General features: G+C 63.4%; 13 protein-coding genes. 8 read left to right on the forward strand and 5 right to left on the reverse strand.

The features are described 5' to 3' along the window. Positions 1 to 7: 7 nt before the first annotated feature. Positions 8 to 337 (reverse strand): helix-turn-helix domain-containing protein, encoded by a 330-nt coding sequence (locus B0G81_RS05715; RefSeq protein ID WP_116123250.1) that lies wholly within the window; start codon positions 335 to 337, stop codon positions 8 to 10. A gap of 87 nt (positions 338 to 424) precedes the next feature. Between B0G81_RS05715 and B0G81_RS05720 the strand changes: the two genes are divergently transcribed. The 4 genes from B0G81_RS05720 to B0G81_RS05735 all read left to right on the forward strand — a co-directional run bounded on the left by B0G81_RS05720 (position 425) and on the right by B0G81_RS05735 (position 4,325). After that, complete coding sequence (locus B0G81_RS05720; RefSeq protein ID WP_134133835.1) at positions 425 to 1,522, forward strand: NADH:flavin oxidoreductase/NADH oxidase; 1,098 nt, start codon at positions 425 to 427, stop codon at positions 1,520 to 1,522. Positions 1,523 to 1,757: 235 nt separating this feature from the next. Then, positions 1,758 to 2,789: a MerR family transcriptional regulator gene (locus B0G81_RS05725; RefSeq protein WP_134133836.1), complete on the forward strand. Its 1,032-nt coding sequence runs from the start codon at positions 1,758 to 1,760 to the stop codon at positions 2,787 to 2,789. Between the two features lie 29 nt (positions 2,790 to 2,818). After that, positions 2,819 to 3,442 (forward strand): sigma-70 family RNA polymerase sigma factor, encoded by a 624-nt coding sequence (locus tag B0G81_RS05730; protein ID WP_134133837.1) that lies wholly within the window; start codon positions 2,819 to 2,821, stop codon positions 3,440 to 3,442. A gap of 205 nt (positions 3,443 to 3,647) precedes the next feature. Next, positions 3,648 to 4,325 carry a dihydrofolate reductase family protein gene (locus B0G81_RS05735; RefSeq protein ID WP_134133838.1) on the forward strand — a complete coding sequence of 226 codons (678 nt, stop codon included), beginning with the start codon at positions 3,648 to 3,650 and terminating at the stop codon, positions 4,323 to 4,325. 86 nt (positions 4,326 to 4,411) lie between these two features. Here the strand turns inward: B0G81_RS05735 and B0G81_RS05740 are convergent, their stop codons facing one another. Together B0G81_RS05740 and B0G81_RS05745 are read right to left on the reverse strand one after the other, a co-directional pair. After that, positions 4,412 to 5,179 carry a DUF4410 domain-containing protein gene (locus tag B0G81_RS05740; protein ID WP_116123939.1) on the reverse strand — a complete coding sequence of 256 codons (768 nt, stop codon included), beginning with the start codon at positions 5,177 to 5,179 and terminating at the stop codon, positions 4,412 to 4,414. Between the two features lie 778 nt (positions 5,180 to 5,957). Continuing rightward, positions 5,958 to 6,407 carry a hypothetical protein gene (locus B0G81_RS05745; protein WP_134133839.1) on the reverse strand — a complete coding sequence of 150 codons (450 nt, stop codon included), beginning with the start codon at positions 6,405 to 6,407 and terminating at the stop codon, positions 5,958 to 5,960. A 351-nt stretch (positions 6,408 to 6,758) separates the two neighbouring features. On the opposite strand from B0G81_RS05745, the gene B0G81_RS05750 reads away from it, so the two are divergent. From B0G81_RS05750 to B0G81_RS05760, 3 genes are all read left to right on the forward strand, one after another. Next, positions 6,759 to 7,184, forward strand: a complete 426-nt coding sequence (locus B0G81_RS05750; protein WP_106277025.1) for a phasin family protein — start codon at positions 6,759 to 6,761, stop codon at positions 7,182 to 7,184. Between the two features lie 580 nt (positions 7,185 to 7,764). Next, a complete protein-coding gene (locus tag B0G81_RS05755; protein ID WP_134143005.1) occupies positions 7,765 to 8,214 on the forward strand; it encodes a DUF2844 domain-containing protein in 450 nt (149 codons plus the stop codon). 11 nt (positions 8,215 to 8,225) lie between these two features. Next, positions 8,226 to 9,503 carry a DUF3443 domain-containing protein gene (locus B0G81_RS05760; protein WP_134133840.1) on the forward strand — a complete coding sequence of 426 codons (1,278 nt, stop codon included), beginning with the start codon at positions 8,226 to 8,228 and terminating at the stop codon, positions 9,501 to 9,503. An 84-nt stretch (positions 9,504 to 9,587) separates the two neighbouring features. On the opposite strand, the gene B0G81_RS05765 is transcribed toward B0G81_RS05760, so the two are convergent. Then, on the reverse strand, positions 9,588 to 11,429 hold the full coding sequence (locus B0G81_RS05765; RefSeq protein WP_134133841.1) for an adhesin: 1,842 nt from the start codon (positions 11,427 to 11,429) through the stop codon (positions 9,588 to 9,590). Positions 11,430 to 11,767: 338 nt separating this feature from the next. Further along, positions 11,768 to 13,051, reverse strand: a complete 1,284-nt coding sequence (locus B0G81_RS05770) for a putative zinc-binding metallopeptidase (RefSeq protein ID WP_134133842.1) — start codon at positions 13,049 to 13,051, stop codon at positions 11,768 to 11,770. A gap of 333 nt (positions 13,052 to 13,384) precedes the next feature. Between B0G81_RS05770 and B0G81_RS05775 the strand changes: the two genes are divergently transcribed. After that, positions 13,385 to 16,858: a transglutaminase family protein gene (locus B0G81_RS05775; protein WP_134133843.1), complete on the forward strand. Its 3,474-nt coding sequence runs from the start codon at positions 13,385 to 13,387 to the stop codon at positions 16,856 to 16,858. The last annotated feature ends 16 nt before the right edge of the window (positions 16,859 to 16,874 follow it).

The raw sequence follows: 16,874 nt of genomic DNA on the forward strand, positions 1-16,874 counted from the left end.
CGTGACGTCAAGCCGGTTCGCTCTCCACCGGTTCCGCGACGATCTGCTTGAGAATCGCCTCCATCAAGCCCGGAAACCGGGCGTCCAGTTCCGCGCGCCGCAGCGAATTCTGATGCACGGTGCCGGCCACGCGCGTGCGCACGAGACCCGCTTCACGCAGGATCCGGAAGTGATGGGACACGCTCGACTTCGGGCGGCCGCCGTCGAGTTCGCCGCAGGTGGCCTCGTCGACCGACGCGAGGCGCCGCACGATCTCGAGGCGGACCGGGTCGCTGAGTGCATGAAAGAGCCGCCCGAGCGCGAAATCCTCGGCGGCGGGGTGGTTATAAGTGCGCATGCTGCAAATGATAAAGGTTTCTGCGATACTTCGTTATTCGATGTTTATCGAACTACCGTACAAGCAAGTCCAGAGGAGTTTAGCCTGATGTCCGCATTGTTCCAGCCCTACAAGCTCAAAGACGTTTCCCTGCGCAACCGGATCGCCATTCCGCCGATGTGCCAGTACACCGCCGAAGACGGCCTGATCAACGATTGGCACCGCATCCACCTGGCCGGTCTGGCGCGCGGCGGCGCGGGTTTGGTGATTGTCGAGGCGACGGCGGTGTCGCCTGAAGGCCGTATCACGCCGGGCTGCGCCGGTATCTGGACCGACGAGCAGGCGCGGGCTTTTGCGCCGGTGGTGGCCTCGATCAAGGCGGCCGGCTCGGTGCCCGGCATCCAGATCGGCCACGCGGGGCGCAAAGCCAGCGCCAACCGTCCGTGGGAAGGCGACGACCATATCGCCGACGACGACAGCCGCGGCTGGCAAACCATCGCGCCGTCGGCAATCGCATTCGGCGGCGGTCTGCCGAAGGTGCCGAAAGCCATGACGCTCGACGATATCGCGCGCGTTCGCGAAGACTTCGTCGCGGCCGCGAAGCGTGCGCGTGACGCGGGCTTCGAATGGCTTGAACTGCATTTCGCGCACGGCTATCTCGGCCAGAGCTTCTTCTCGATGCATTCCAACCAGCGCGACGACGCCTACGGCGGCAGCCTGGAGAACCGCAGCCGCTTCCTGCTCGAAACGCTGGCGGCGGTGCGCAAGGTGTGGCCGGAGCATCTGCCGTTGACGGCGCGTTTCGGCGTGATCGAGTACGACGGCCGCGACGAGGAAACCCTTGTCGAATCGATCGAACTGGCGAAGAATTTCAAGCGCGAAGGACTGGATATGCTGAGCGTCAGCGTCGGCTTTTCCACGCCGACGGCGGCGATTCCGTGGGCGCCGGCGTTTCTCGCGCCGATCGCCGAGCGGGTGCGCCGCGAGGCCGGGATTCCGGTTTCGTCGGCGTGGGGTATCGACACGCCGGAACTGGCGGACCGTTCGGTGAAGGACGGTCAACTGGATCTGGTGATGGTCGGCCGCGCGCATCTGGCCGATCCGCACTGGCCGTATCATGCGGCGAAAAAGCTCGGCATCGAGCGTCCGTCGTGGACGTTGCCGGCGCCTTATGCTCATTGGCTGGAGCGCTATAAGGTCGCCTAAGCGACTGAGTTGGCGCATCGAGTCTGTTGCGAAAATTGTGCCGCTTGCTCCGCCGCTTTATGCGGCGGGTCAGGCGGCACATTTCATTCTGCCTCCAGGCTAGCGTGCGGTGTAGCCGTTAAAAATCATGGTGCATCAAAAATACCGTTTCAGCGTCGGATAGTGAGTCGATAATCGTTTCGAAGTACCTGAAATGAACTATGCTTGAAACGAACATAGGCTCATTTAGGGTTTCATGATGACTTCATGTGACGAGCAGCAACCGGCCCAACAGGGCTACAGAAGCGGCGAAGCAGCGCGTCTGGCCAAAATGCCGGTTACGACCTTGCGGATCTGGGAACGCCGTTACGGCGTGGTCGGGCCTGCCAAAACCGCGTCAGGCCAGCGTTTGTACACGGAAGACGACGTCAGGCGACTCAGCCTGATCAAACTGCTGGTGAGCCGCGGCCACGCGATCGGCGCGATCGCGCGGCTCGATCGCGAGCAATTGCAGTTTCTGGCGGCGCGCAGCGGACGCGAGAGCGGCGGCGCAACCGACCTGCCGCTGGTCGAGTCCGTCGATCTCAGGCTCGCCCTCGTGGGCGGCAGCCTTGCGCAGCGTTTTCGGGCGTCGGGCGTCGATTTGCGACCGTATGGCGTGAACGAACTGCTCACGTTTGCCGATCTCTCCATCGCCGCGGCCGGTGGCGACACGAGCGCCGAGCGCGGCGCGCCGATCGACGCCTTGCTGGTCAGCGTCGACTCCCTGCAAGAGGACGTCGCGTCGCAGGTCGTCGCGCTCGGCGACGCGGTTCGCGCGAAAGCGATCGCGGTCGTCTACAGCTTCGGCACGGGTCCGGCGGCGGAGATTCTGCGCGTGGCGGGCGTGCGTCTTTATCGCGAGCCCGACAGCCGCACGGAATTCCGTCAGATGCTCGGCGACCTGTGCGAACGCGTCCGCATGCAGGAACGCATCGGCGACGACGCCGTGTGGTCGCGCGTGCGCCGTCGCTACGACGACCGCGAGCTGGAAGTGATTGCCAGCCGTTCTTCGACGATCGCGTGCGAATGTCCGCGTCACCTCGCGGAACTGGTCATGAAGCTGTCAGCGTTCGAGCGCTACAGCGACGCATGCACGTCGCGCTCGGCGCAGGACGCCGCGCTGCACCGCTATCTGGGCGACGTCAGCAACCGGGCTTGCGCGATGGTCGAGGCGGCGCTTGAGCGTGTCGCGCGGGAAGAGGGCTGGTTTGCCGGGTCGCAGTCGCCGCAGGCCGGTCAGGAATAAGGCGTGCGCACCGTCCCGGAGGATGTGCAATGTCACATGATGCTTCGACCGACGCGACCATCAGCGCGTCCGCACTGGATCAGAAGAGCGCGTATCTCGCGGCGCTCCTCGAGCGTGTTGCGAGGCACGAGGCCGGCGCGTTCGAGGAGCTGTACCGGGCGTCGGCGCCGTCGCTGTTCGGCCTTGCGGTGCGCGTCACCCGCACCAGCGAATCGGCCGAAGAAGTGGTGCAGGAAGGCTTCGTCAAGATCTGGCGCTTCGCCGGTTCGTACGACCCGGGCAAGGCTTCGCCGTCCACGTGGATGTCGACCATCGTGAAGAATCAGGCGCTCGATTATTTGCGGCGCAATCCGTACTCCGGCGTATATGTTGACGAGCTGGACGAACGCATTGCCGCGAGCGACGCCGACGTGAACGTCTGGCAGGAGTTCGCGCTGGATGCCGAGCGTCTGTCCTCCTATCTCGGCCAGTTGGCGCCGGTTCAGCGTCAGGCGATCGCGCTTGCCTATTTCCGGGGTCAGTCGCAATCGGAGATCGCGCATACGCTCGATGCTCCGGTCGGCACGGTGAAAAGCTGGATCAAACGCGGACTGGAGTCGCTGCGTGCCATGGCCGATGCGCGACCGGCGCCGCATCACGGCGGCCTATATTGAGCTGCTTGCCGCTTGCGCTCGCTGCTGGCCCAACGGCGCCCCATCGCGCCGCGCATTCGCCGCGGCTTGCCTAGCAAGGTCACGGATGGATCGCCCGCTTGCCGCGCGACCGAGGTCACGCACCCTGCTCAAACGGAATCAACGCGGTTGCGGAACAGCCCTTGCTGCAAGGTTTCTTCATTGACCTGACACGGAGGCTTGACGCATGAACCCTTATATCGTCGCTCACATGATGTCCTCGCTCGACGGCCGCAGCCTGACGGACGGCTGGCATCTCGACTACGTCTCGGACCTGTACGAAAGCACCGCAGCCACTTTCGAAGCCGACGACTGGATCTGTGGACGCGTCACCATGCAAGAAATTGCGCACGGCACGGATTATCCGGAAGGGCTCGCCAAGGGCGCCGTGCCGCGCACCGATCACTTCGCCGAACGCAAAGCGGATCAGTACGCGATTTCAATCGATCCGCAGGGCCGCGTGGCGTGGAAGAGCAACAGCGCGCTCAAGTCGCACGTGGTCGAAGTGCTGACCGAACAGGTTGCCGACGACTACCTCGCTTACCTGCAATCGATCGGCGTGTCGTACATATTCGGCGGCAAGACCGAACTCGATCTCGGCAAGGTCGTGCAAACGCTGGCGCGTGAACTCGGCGTGAAGAAGCTGATCGTGGAGGGCGGTTCGCACGTGAGCGGCGCGTTCGTGAACGCGGGTCTCGTCGACGAAGTGAGCGTGCTGATTTTGCCGTTAGTGGATGGCCGCAGCGAACATCCTTCCTCGTTCGAAGTGGCAATGGAGAAGTGGCGAGCGCCCGCGTATCTGAAGCTCACGTCCGTTGAGCAGAAGGAACACGGTGCGGTGTGGCTGCGTTATACGAAGACCTGAAAGCAAACGGCAGAGTCGGATCGAATTCCGACTCTGCCGCGCGTTGTTCATGACCGCTGGCGATTCAACCAACCGGCAACGGGTTATCAGCCTTTGACGTGTTCCGTCGAGAGCCAGCCACCGCTTACGCCGATCTCGCCAATCTGCTTGGCCACCGCATCGGCGAGGCGCTTTGCGTCCGCCGACACGCCGGCGCGTTTCTTTTCGGATACGGCATGCAGACCGCCACCGACTGCCGCCGAGGTCGCGATACTGCCGGCGGCCGCGCCCACGCCGGCAGTCTCGACCATGCCCGGCGCCTTACCGCTGTCGGCGTTGGCGGTGAAGGTTTGCACCAGACGCGGCGCGCCGCCGGCGGGCTTATACAGAATCTGCACGGAACTGCTTACCTGGCTCTTGCCCGCACCGAGGCCGATCAACAGGCGGCGACGGCGATTGCCCGAGTCGATCGTATCGAAGCTGCCTTGCACGAGCAGCACATTCTGATCGGCGGGCGCTGGGATGTCCGAGCGGATCGCACGCAGACCCATCGACTGCAATTGATGCACGATTTCGTCGGCGACCTGCTCGCGGACTTCGGCGGCATCGGCGGCCTGCTTTTGCGCGGCGGACGAACCTTCGAGCTGCGTCTTCAGTTTCTGCATCATGCCGCCGTCCAGTTTGACCTGGTCCGGATTGGCGTCGAAGGTGTAGACATAGATGTTGTCCGGCCGCACCTGGACCGGCGTGCTCGCCGCGCTTGCATCCTTGATGCTGCCGCCGGCGCAACCGGTCAGCAGTGCGCTACAGCAGACCATCGCCACGCAGGCCAGACGGGCGGCATTTTTTCTGAGGAATTTCATTGAAGTAGGCAACATTGTTGATCCTGTCGTCGGCACGCGGTGCCGGAATGTTCGAACGTTCTCTCGATGATCGGGCAACCGTAGGATCGTTGATCATCGGCGAACGTCTCGCACGTGAAGCACCCTTGATCTCATGCGTTTTGTTTCTTACGCACCGGCAGCGAAACGAAGTATGGGCGCGTGACTTCGCGAACTCCATTCAACAATTATTTCGTCCTATGTCATGGCGCGAAGCGGTGTCGCGTGAGGCTTTCGCGTGTCGTGAAAGTCAGCGAAGTCAGCGGACGTGGCGGGAAAGGGAGGATGTGCGGATGAGGATCGGCCGCGCCAGCAAGTGGCGTGGGGTTGCCCAACGGCGAGTGTGGCGCCGTGCTTACTCGGCCATCAGCTCAAGGCAAGCTTGATGATGCAACCAAGGACAAAAACCAGTAGAACGGCGGCAACGGCCATGTTCAGCGGGTAGCGCATTCTTCACCAGAGCACGAGTGTTGCGGTGCTCATATCCTAATCACCTGACGGACGATGAGAAGTGGTCAGTGAAGCGGCAATGTGGGAAAGCTAACGCAGGATGCTGAATGGTTAGACCAGGTCCAGGCTGGTTAGACCAGGTCCAGGCGGGAGCGCTTCCAATCGTCTGGCGAAAAAATGGCCGCGCCTGACACGCACTGGCTTGCGTGTCGAGCGATCATCCAGCTAGGGAGCGGCGCAACGGCGAAGCGCGCCATGGACCGATCACTTCGTTCATGCGCGGCGTCACAGTGCGACTTGCGCCACGACGCCGTCGCACGAATTATTGCGCCTGAGCCGGCGGCGGCATCCCGCTTGGCGCGCCGTGCGCCGCCTTGTTCGCAGCGGCGAGGTCCTCCGACAGACTGGTGCGCAGCGTCGCGATTGCCTGGTCGGGATTCGCGGGCTTCAACTGCTCGCGAGCCAGCGAGTCGTACACGTAATGACGCAGCATCGGATCTTGCGTTTTGTTCAACACGTCGTGATACACGGCGATGATTTCACCTTCATGTCCGCTCATGGCGTAAAGGCGGCGCAACTGTTCCAGGTCGTTGATCACGGCGAAGCCGGGGCCCATCGGACCCATCCGGCCAGGCGGCGGCGGCCCGTCGCCGTGCTGCGGCTCGCCGTGCGACCGAGGGGCCGCGGGCGGTGGCGCTTCCTGGGCAAACGCGGCACTCGCGGCCAGAGTCAGAACGGCGCTCAGCGCCGCGCTCAAGATTGATTTTTTCATGAACTTGCTCCCATCAAGACAAGGCCGGCGCTACGGTGCGCCAGCACATGAGCAACGATAATCGACATGCCAATTCGTAGGGTTACTGAAACCGCCTTGTAACTTACCGTGCCTTCCATGTTGCGCGGACGGTGGCCGGCCGGGTCTGTCGACGGCGCCGCGTGAGCCAGGGTGTGCCCGCTGGCGCATTGTTTCCGGATGGCGCATGATTGGACGATGTGCCGTCCGACCCCAGAACCCGTCCGTTCCCACGGGCGCACGGCACACGCCGCGCCGCCAGTGCATGCGTCACGCAGACATAACGCGGCGATGCACTGCCGGCGAGTATTCAACCGTTAAGGAGGATTTCGCATGGACCGACCTGACGCCGCCAATCCGTTTGGCGATTTCACCAAAATGCTGGAGCAGTTCAAGCTCCCCGGCTTTGACGTACCCGCCATCATGGAAGCGCGACGCAAGGACGTGGAAGCACTGGTTCAGGCGAATCAGACTGCTTTCCAGGGGATGCAGTCGCTTGCGCAGAAACAGGCCGACATGTTGCGCTCGACCTTGGGCGAATTGCAGTCGCTGACGGGGCAGTTGTCAGCCGGCGGCGCCGCGCCTTCGGGCAAAGCTGCCGAGTTGATCCAGCAAAGTCTGCACAAGTCGCTTGCCGATATGCAGCAACTGGCGCAAGCCGCGTATCAGACACAAGCCGAGTCGTACGCGGTGATCGCAAAACGCGTAGAAGAAAACGTGCAGGAGCTTAAATCGCTTTTGCAGCAGCAGAAAAAGTAACGAACGCTGATGCGTTGAACGCTGACGCGTCACGTTCGAATCACCGATGCCGCAGATGACCTTCGAGTTATCCGCGGCATTTTTTTGTTCTGAAAATCATGGCCGACGCATCGATTATCTGGTCCTACAAAAACCCTTTTAAGGCCTTGTATTGTCGGACAAAAAGCGGCATTTTGTTGGATCTTTTCAGTGTCCGCTTACATTCGCCGCACAACGTTGCGCGCATCAATTTTTTTCTGCGTCGACCTTCGGCCGCGCGTTTCATTGTTCGCTTTAAACGAGCCGCGACGCAAAAATGCGCGCTCAAGCGCCGCCCCTTCGTGATCTGGTCCTGAAATATCAAACCGGCCCAAACGACGCCGCGCGGAGCAAAGGTTTAAATCTCTGCGCAAACGATTGGCGCGCGTCGCTGCCACGCCTAAAGTTTCGCGCCGCCACTCCGTAGACGCATTCACGCAGCCCAACCAGTGTGAATGCAGCACGGCACCACCGGCGAAGCGTGCGCCCCTAGTTTCCCGCTCGTGATCGGCTCGATAGCAAGTCACGAGCGTTTCACCTCGAAGGAACTCACTTGAAACCGATGCTCTATTCCCGCATTGCTCGCGCAATGCTCGGGGCAGGCTGTGTGCTGTCGTTTGGCGCGCATGCGACGCTGGGCCAGAACGTCAGCACCGTCGACGGCGATCAATCCCGCTTGCGCGCGGTGGCACACACAGCCACTACGCAAAGCGCGTACTCGGTACACCTGATGACGCTGCCGTCCGGCACGCTGGTGCGCGAGTACGTCGCGCGCAACGGCGTCGTGTTCGGCGTCGCGTGGGAAGGGCCGACGCTGCCGGATCTGAAATCCATGCTCGGGACTTTCTTCGACGCGTACGTCGTCGCCGCCACGACGCGCCACGGTACGCCGCTCGCGGTTTCCAGCAGCGACCTGGTCGTGTATTCCGGTGGGCATCTGCGCGCGTTCTCCGGCCATGCGTACCTGCCGCAAGCGGTGCCGGCGGGCGTCGATGTCGGCGTCATTCAATAACGGAGCGGGCCATGCGTCTTACGTCTTCGTTCAAAACTTTGCTGTGCGCGGCATTGCTCGCGTTGCTCGTCAGTGCCTGCGGCGGCGGGGGCGGCGGCTCCAGCGGATCAGGCAGCGCGGCCGGCACTAACGGTTCGACCAGCACCTCGTCCGGTCCGTCAGTGGCCAACACCTCGCCGCTGTCGCAAACGCTGGCTGCAAACGCAGTGCGCGTGACGGTCGACTCCGGCGTGAGCGATGTGCCGAACATGCCGTTCGTGAGCCTCACCATCTGCGCGCCGGGCACGACGCAATGTCAAACCATCGATCACGTGCTGGTCGATACCGGGTCGTGGGGCGTGCGCCTGTTCGCATCCCAGTTGCCTGCTCCGATGCGGCTGCCGCAACAGCAAGACGCGCCGGGTCATCTGGTCGCCGAATGCATGCAGTTTTTCGACGGCTACACGTGGGGCCCGGTCAAACTCGCCGACTTGCAGATTGCCGGCGAAAAAGCCGCGTCGCTGCCGATCCAGGTGATCGACCCGAACTACGCAACGCTGCCCGCCGCTTGCGCGAACTTCGGCGCGGCGCGCAACACGCCGGCCGCGTTGCAGGCCAACGGCATCCTCGGCATTGGCGTGTTCAAGCACGATTGCGGCGCGAACTGCGTCCAGCAGGCGCTGGCCGGCACGTACTACGGATGCAACGGCGCGACATGCACGTCGATTCCGCTCGCCGAAGCGTTGCAAGTGGCCAATCCGGTTCCGTACTTCGCCACCGACAACAACGGTTCGCTGCTGAGCCTGCCGGCGGTATCGGGCGGCGCGCAGTCGGTCAGCGGGCAACTGATATTCGGTATCGGCACGCAGACCAACAATACGCTGGGCGGCGCGCAGGTAATCGGCGTGAGTCCGTCGAATGGTACCTTCACGACCGTGCAGAACGGCATCACGTATTCGCGCAGTATTCTGGACAGCGGCTCGACTGGCCTGTTCTTTCAGACCAGTGCGTTGCCGGTCTGCGCGAGCCCGAACAATTCGTACTACTGCCCGGTGTCGACCGAGCAATTGAGCGCGATGATCCAGGGCGTGAACGGCACCACGAGCGCGGTGAATTTCAGCGTCGGCAATGCCACCACGATCGCTCAGACGTATAGCGGCGATTCGGCGCTGCCGCTTCTGGCGGGACCGGCGTTCGTCACGTCTTCGATCTTCGACTGGGGCTTGCCGTTCTTTTACGGCCGCAATGTGTACGCCGCCATCGAGCAGCAGCCGACTCCCGGCGGCATGGGCCCTTACGTCGCGTATTGAGCAAGGCGGCAGACGACGGATGTGAAAACGGGCCGCGACGGAGATCTTCCGTCACGGCCCGTGCGTTTGACGCGGTCGAATGACTTACCGTTTGCCGAGACCGTTCAGCAACTTCAACACGCCTTCACCGAACGCCTCGGGGCGTCCCTCGAAGATCCGCTCGACCGCTTTTCCGTCGATCAGGCGTTGGCGCAGCGCTTCGCGCTCATCGTGCTGTTCGGCGAGCCGGGCGGCGGCGCGCACGTATTCGTCGGTCGAGTGAGTTGTGAGCCACGACGGCAGACCAGCGCGCTCGAAGAGGCCGCTATCGATATGCTCGAACACTTCACGCCCGCACAGGTTGACGCCGGGCAGGCCCATCGTGAACGAATCGACAATGCCGTTGGTATTGCCGAACGGGAACGGGCTTACGAACATGTCCATCGTGTTGAGGATCTTCAGATATTCAGGGTAACTGAGCGAGCCGTAGACGTCCACGCTCGATTCCGGCAGCGTCGCGTAGATCGATTTTCTGACGTACGCGAGATCGATGCTTTCGCTCCAGCATGTCATGAAATGGAATTTGACCGGCACGCGCGCGGTGTGAACGATCGCCTTGCATGTTTCGAGAAAGTGCGGATTGATTTTCATCGCGCTGGCCGTCACGCCGATGTTGACCACTTCGCCGCGCTCCGGCACGGACGGCACGACATTGGTGAGCAGTTTCGACGGCACGTACGGTTGGCCGTCCTTCGGCAAACGCAGCATTTTTTCGCTGAAGCAGGCCGGGTCGCCGACGAAATCGTCCTCGACGCTCACATAGTCCATATGCGCCGCGTGCATCGTCGCCGGATGGCCGAGCCCCGCGATCTGCAACGGCGCGACGCGCAGGTTCGACAGAAAGATCGTGTGCGAGAACATGCCGACGCTCGGCATATAGAGCACGTCCGGCTTCTCGCGCGTGGCGAATTCCTGGATCTGACGGATGCAGTCGCCGATATATTCCGGATGCTCGAATTCGACGAAGCGGTCGAAAATCGCGCGTCCCGCTTCGTCCACGTGCTGCGCCTCGCCGAACGCGACGACTTCGAAATGCTGGCGCGCGGCGAGCATGGTGCGCGAATGGGTTCGATAGATCGAGTGGCCGCCCGAGAACCATTCGAGCACGACAAGCATCACCGGCTTGCGGCCTTTGAGTCTGGTGCGGGAGACGCTGGCCTCGTGGCCGAGCAGGCCGAGCGTGTCCAGCTTCTTGCGCACCAGCCTGTTGATGCTGCGCTTGATCTCATGCCGCTCAGGCGAGGTCGAATAACTGCAGTGCATGTAGGCGCCGCAGACGGCGCCGGTCGGCAAGTCGTCGAGGTCTTCGATCGTGTCGAGCGCGCCGGGCAACCATTCGAGCAGACGTTCGCGCTTTTCGTGCGCGGCGGGGGAGATGTGCACCGCCCCGGCGACCATCGAAACGCCAAGGCTCGTCGCGAGCACGGGGTCGCGCTGGTGGAGGTCGGCAAAATCGATATCGTATTGCGAGCCCGAGGTATAGAGCACGAGTTGCTTGCGGGTTAATGTGGCGCGCGCTTCATCGTCGTTCTGGACGGTTTCGAGGAGCTTGCGCACGATGTGATCCGTCGATCCATACGATGACACGGCGAAGATCATGTTGATCCACGGCCGGCCCCAGAACATGACGTTTATCTTCTCCGCCTCGAGCGGATACTCGGGGGCGGAAAACAGTGTTGTGAAACCGTCGGCGATGCGCTGCAAGGTATCCAGCGATTTTTCGTCATCAGGTGAGTTCGGCGTGGTGCGGGCGAAGGGTTCGGCGCCGAGTCTGCCGCGCTTGCCGGACAGCGTCTTGAGTAGCGTGCAGAACTCCTCGTGCGCGGCGTCGTAGTCGCGGGACTGGATCTGGGATTCGAAACGTTCGAGGGAAAATTCGGTGCTCATGGCTTGGGTCGATGGTGAACGGCTTGCGGCGTTCCGCATGCGCGTTATGTTCAATGACAGAGAGGCGGGCGGCAGGGCGTTTGCAACCGAAGGCGGGTTGCGACGCGTGATTCGAAGCACGGCGCGCCGACTGAGGCGATCTGCGTTTACTGCATGTGTCGCCAACTGAACCTGATTGTCAAAGAATTCGACCGGGCTGCATGTAGGAAGAGTCTTATTTTGAGAGAGGGTTTTTGAGGGGGATCGTGCGAAGACTAGTGCTTGCGCGCGCTGAACGTGTCAGGGATGCGGTTTTAAGAGCCGATCCCAACCAGGGCGGTTTGCTTCCGAAATACGGGTTACCGTCGTCTCGTAGCCCGTTTGGCCGGGGCTGCCCGAGCGGCGACAGGCGCGGGCTGCGCCGGCGGCTCTGCCTGCGCCGCCGGCGCGTCAATCGCATCGCCCGGCGCCGCGCCCGCCGCCGCTTTCACTGCACGCGCCACCCCAGCTTGCGCCTCCAGCTCCTGCACTGCCACCACCGCCGCCTGACCCGGCGGCGTCGCCGCTTCCCGCGGCTGCGATTTATCGCCGGCCGCTTCAATCACCCGATGCACGAAGCGCAGCTTCTCCACCACCGGCGCGGCCAGCGTGAACGGATACCCGTCCGGCATGCCGAGGCTGCGATTCAGGCTGTTCAGCGCATAAGTGAGCGGAAACCAGCGCTTCATCAGATTCTCGAAGCTCGCGTCTTCCACCGGCGTGCGATCGGTCAGAGTCGGCTCGCTCGGGTCGTCGGGCAAGAGCGCCACGCCGTAAGACGTCGACGTATCCAGCACGTCCACGATCAGCATGTAATGCGCCCACGTCTCGGCCCAATCTTCCCAGGGATGCATCGTGGCATACGCGCTGATAAACGACGCCTGCCACTCGGCCGGGGCGCCGTCGCGATAGTAGGCGTTCAGCGCCTCACCGTAGTCGACGCTTTCGTCGCCGAACAGTTTGCGGAACGGCTCGAGCCAGCGCGGATTGTTCTCCACCAGTTGGCTAAAGTAGTAGTGCCCGGTCTCGTGCCGGAAGTGGCCGAGCAGGGTGCGATAGGGCTCGCCCATTGCGGTGCGGACTTTCTCGCGATAGGCGTCGTCGGCTTCGGCGATATTCAGCGTGATGAGCCCGTTATCATGGCCGGTCATGACGCGCGAACCGTCGCCGCCGTCCTCGAGGAATTCGAACGCGAGGCCGTGCTCCGGATCGGCCTGGCGCGACTTCACGTCGAGGCCGAGTTCGGCCAGCGTGTAGAGCAGACGGCGCTTGGCCATTTCCAGCCGATACCAGTAGAGCCGGTTGTCGGGCGCGCTCAGATTCGGGATAGTGAGCGTCAACTGGCAGGCGCGGCACAGCAAGTCCGGCGAGTCGGCGGGGATCATCCAGTTGCAGACGTTTTCGACGGCGTAGTTGTGGCACTGGCGGAACAGCGCGCCTTGGGCGCCCGGATGCAGGCTGCGCCAGCGGCCTTCGCCGGCATCTTCGAACGCGCTGATTTCCGCCACTTCGGGTACATAGCCAAGCAACGACTCGCAACGTTCGCAGCGAACGTTTTCATAGAAGACGAGGTGCGAGCAATGGTTGCAGTGGAAGGTTTTCATCGGTGGGGCCTGGAGTGGGAGGGCAGTCGTAGAAGAAGCCACTTCGCAATCTTCATGCCGCATTTGCCAGACGTCACTGGTTTAACGCACATTACGTGCATGATCGTGCATCGGCGCTGCGCCGCTTTGGTGCGTAGCCCTGAAAACGGCAGTGGAACGGCGCTTGATCAGATCGACCGGACGGTCGGCGATGCGCGGCAAACTTCACAGCAGGCGATGATCCGGGGAGTCCAGGCAGTTCAGGCGGTTTTTCGCACTTGTTTGACAGGCGTTCCATAAACGGCATGAAGCTTGCTTTTTGGCGGGCTGCCATCCTTCGTCCAGGAGTCCGGTGTGTCCATACGCGTCGCGTTGCATCATGTCACACATTACCGTTACGACAGGCTGGTTTCACTGTCGCCCCAGGTCGTGCGTCTCAGGCCTGCGCCGCATTGCCGGACCCCGATCCTGTCGTATTCGATGCGGGTCGAGCCGGCCGAACACTTCATCAACTGGCAGCAGGACGCCTTCGCCAACTACCAGGCCCGGCTCGTGTTCCCCGAGAAGACGCGCGAATTCAAGGTGACCGTCGATCTGGTCGCCGAAATGGCCGTCTACAACCCGTTCGACTTCTTTCTCGAACCCTCGGCCGAGCAGTTTCCCTTCGAGTATTCGCCCGGCCTCGCGCTGGAACTCGCGCCCTACCGCGTCAAGCGGCCCATGACGCCGCGCTTCGCCGGGTTCGTCGCGAGTATCGACCGCACGCCGGCCGCCACCGCCGATTTTCTCGTCGCCCTGAATCAGCGGCTGCAGCGCGAGATCCGCTACCTCATCCGGATGGAGCCGGGCGTGCAGACGCCCGAGGAAACGCTCGTCAGCGCGGCCGGTTCGTGCCGCGACTCCGGCTGGCTGCTGGTCGAGACCTTGCGGCAATTAGGACTGGCGGCGCGCTTCGTGTCCGGCTATCTGCTGCAACTGGCGCCTGACGTGAAATCGATCGACGGCCCCAGCGGCACCGAAGTCGACTTCACCGACCTGCACGCGTGGTGCGAGGTCTACCTGCCGGGCGCGGGCTGGATCGGTCTCGATCCGACCTCCGGGCTGCTGGCGGGCGAAGGGCATATCCCGGTCGCCTGCACGCCCGAGCCGGGCAGCGCGGCGCCGATCTCCGGCGCCGTCGACGAATCCGAGGTCGAGTTCGAACACACGATGTCGATCGAGCGTGTTCTGGAGACGCCGCGCGTCACCAAGCCATTCAGCGAAGCGGTCTGGGCCGACGTGCTGAACATGGGCGCGCAGGTCGACCAGCAATTGCAAGACATGGACGTGCGCCTGACGATGGGCGGCGAGCCGACTTTCGTCTCGGTGCGCGACCGCGACGCAGCCGAATGGAACACCGACGCGCTCGGCCCGACCAAACGCGGCTACGCGGTCGCTTTGATGGACAAGCTGCGCTCGCGCTACGGCGCGAACGGCTTCCTGCATATCGGCCAGGGCAAGTGGTATCCGGGCGAACAACTGCCGCGCTGGGCGATGTCGCTGTACTGGCGCGCCGACGGCGAGCCCTGCTGGCACGATCCGTCGCTGTTCGCGGACGAACGCGAGCCCGGCACCTACACGGCGGCCGACGCGCAACGCTTCCTCGCGCATCTCGCGACCAAGCTCTCGCTCGACACCGACTGCATCCAGCCCGGTTTCGAGGACGTCTGGTACTACCTGTGGCGCGAGCGCCGTCTGCCGGTCAACGTCGATCCACTCGACGCGCGGCTGGACGACGAACTGGAGCGCGTGCGCCTGCGCCGCGTATTCGACGCGGGCCTGGGCGGCGCAACCGGTTTCGTGCTGCCGCTCGCGCGTGAACGCGATCTGCCCGGCGAGCCGCCGCAATGGGTGAGCGGCCGCTGGTTCTTCCGCGACGAGCGCATGTTCCTGATTCCCGGCGATTCGCCGATGGGTTACCGCCTGCCGCTCGATTCGCTGCCATGGGTCTCGAAGACCGACTATCCGTACCAGCACGCGCACGACCCATTCGCGCCGCCCGTGCCGTTGAGGTCGGCCGCGCAGTTGCGCATGCAATACGACGGCGAGCAGCGCAACATGAGCCCCGCCGATGCGCGGCGCGCGGCGGCGTTGTCGTCCTCGGCTGCGGAGTTGCTGAGCGGCATGCCGGGTGGCGGCGTGCTGGCCTACGCGCGCCAGCCTGGTGACGAAGCGCCGCCCAAGCGCGGGCAGTCGTCGAAGGAAACGATCCGCACGGCAATTTGCGTCGAAGCGCGCGACCCGAAACGCGCGGCCGGTCCGAAGGCCGAAACCGAAGCGTTCGGCAGCGGCCGCACATTGCTGCATGTGTTCATGCCGCCGCTCACCGAACTCGACGACTATCTCGATCTGCTGGCCGCCGTCGAGGCGACCGCAGCCGAGTTGCGCATGCAGGTGGTGCTCGAAGGTTATCCGCCGCCGCGCGACGCGCGCCTGAAAATACTGCAGGTCACGCCGGACCCCGGCGTGATCGAGGTGAACATTCATCCCGCGGCGAACTGGGACCAACTGGTCGATCACACGGAGTATCTGTATCAGTCGGCGGCTGAAAGCTATCTGAGCAGCGAGAAGTTCATGACCGACGGCCGGCACACCGGCACCGGCGGCGGCAATCACTTCGTGCTCGGCGGCGCGACGCCCGCCGACAGTCCGTTCCTGCGCCGGCCCGATCTGCTGGCGAGCCTGATCGCGTACTGGCATAACCATCCGTCGCTGTCGTATCTGTTTTCTGGGCTGTTCATCGGGCCGACCAGCCAGGCGCCGCGTATCGACGAAGCGCGCAACGATCAGGTCTACGAGCTCGAAGTGGCGTTCCGCGAGTTGCAGCGGCAGATCGACATGCTCGGCGGCCGCGACAGCGCGAACCTGCCGGCATGGATGATCGACCGCTCGCTGCGCAACATCCTGATCGACGTGACGGGCAACACGCACCGCGCCGAGTTCTGCATCGACAAACTCTATTCGCCCGATGGCCCGACCGGCCGTCTCGGCCTGCTCGAACTGCGCGGCTTCGAAATGCCGCCGCACGCGCGCATGAGTCTGGTGCAGCAACTGCTGCTGCGCGCGCTGGTGGCGCGTTTCTGGCACACGCCGTACACGCAGCGGCTCACGCGCTGGGGCACGGAGCTGCACGACCGCTTCCTGCTCGGCACCTTCGTGAAGATGGATTTCGACGACGTGCTCGGCGAGCTGAACCGCGCGGGCTACGCGTTCGACAGCAGCTGGTTCGCGCCGCACTTCGAATTCCGCTTCCCGCTGGTCGGCGAGACCACGGTGAACGGTGTCTCGCTGACCATCCGCAACGCGCTCGAACCGTGGCACGTGATGGGCGAAGAGGGCTCGCCGGGTGGCACGGTGCGCTACGTGGATTCGTCGGTGGAGCGGCTCGAAGTGCGTGCGCTCGGTTTGAACGACAATCGCCACGTGCTGACCGTCAACGGCGTGCCGGTGCCCTTGCAGCCGACCGGCCGCGTCAGCGAATATGTGGCCGGCGTGCGCTTTCGCGCGTGGTCGCAGCCGTCGGCGCTGCATCCGACCATCGGCGTGGACGCGCCGCTCACTTTCGATCTGGTCGATACATGGGCCGGCCGCTCGGTGGGCGGATGCCAGTATCATGTCGCTCATCCGGGCGGGCGCAATTACCAGACCTTCCCGGTGAACGCCTATGAGGCGGAAAGCCGGCGGCGCGCGCGCTTCTTCGCGTCGGGTCATACGCCGGGGCCGCTCACGGTCGATGCGCCGCACCGCAGTCTGGAGTTTCCGTTCACACTGGATCTGCGCTACTGGTGAAACCAGCACACTCTTA

Source organism: Paraburkholderia sp. BL6665CI2N2 (genome assembly GCF_004366535.1).
Classification (GTDB): Bacteria; Pseudomonadota; Gammaproteobacteria; order Burkholderiales; family Burkholderiaceae; genus Paraburkholderia.

Coding starts and splice junctions, on each gene's coding strand:
- B0G81_RS05715 (WP_116123250.1), bottom strand. CDS start 337: ATGCGCACTTATAACCACCCCGCCGCCGAGGATTTCGCGCTCGGGCGG.
- B0G81_RS05720 (WP_134133835.1), top strand. CDS start 425: ATGTCCGCATTGTTCCAGCCCTACAAGCTCAAAGACGTTTCCCTGCGC.
- B0G81_RS05725 (WP_134133836.1), top strand. CDS start 1,758: ATGATGACTTCATGTGACGAGCAGCAACCGGCCCAACAGGGCTACAGA.
- B0G81_RS05730 (WP_134133837.1), top strand. CDS start 2,819: ATGTCACATGATGCTTCGACCGACGCGACCATCAGCGCGTCCGCACTG.
- B0G81_RS05735 (WP_134133838.1), top strand. CDS start 3,648: ATGAACCCTTATATCGTCGCTCACATGATGTCCTCGCTCGACGGCCGC.
- B0G81_RS05745 (WP_134133839.1), bottom strand. CDS start 6,407: ATGAAAAAATCAATCTTGAGCGCGGCGCTGAGCGCCGTTCTGACTCTG.
- B0G81_RS05750 (WP_106277025.1), top strand. CDS start 6,759: ATGGACCGACCTGACGCCGCCAATCCGTTTGGCGATTTCACCAAAATG.
- B0G81_RS05755 (WP_134143005.1), top strand. CDS start 7,765: ATGCTCTATTCCCGCATTGCTCGCGCAATGCTCGGGGCAGGCTGTGTG.
- B0G81_RS05760 (WP_134133840.1), top strand. CDS start 8,226: ATGCGTCTTACGTCTTCGTTCAAAACTTTGCTGTGCGCGGCATTGCTC.
- B0G81_RS05765 (WP_134133841.1), bottom strand. CDS start 11,429: ATGAGCACCGAATTTTCCCTCGAACGTTTCGAATCCCAGATCCAGTCC.
- B0G81_RS05770 (WP_134133842.1), bottom strand. CDS start 13,051: ATGAAAACCTTCCACTGCAACCATTGCTCGCACCTCGTCTTCTATGAA.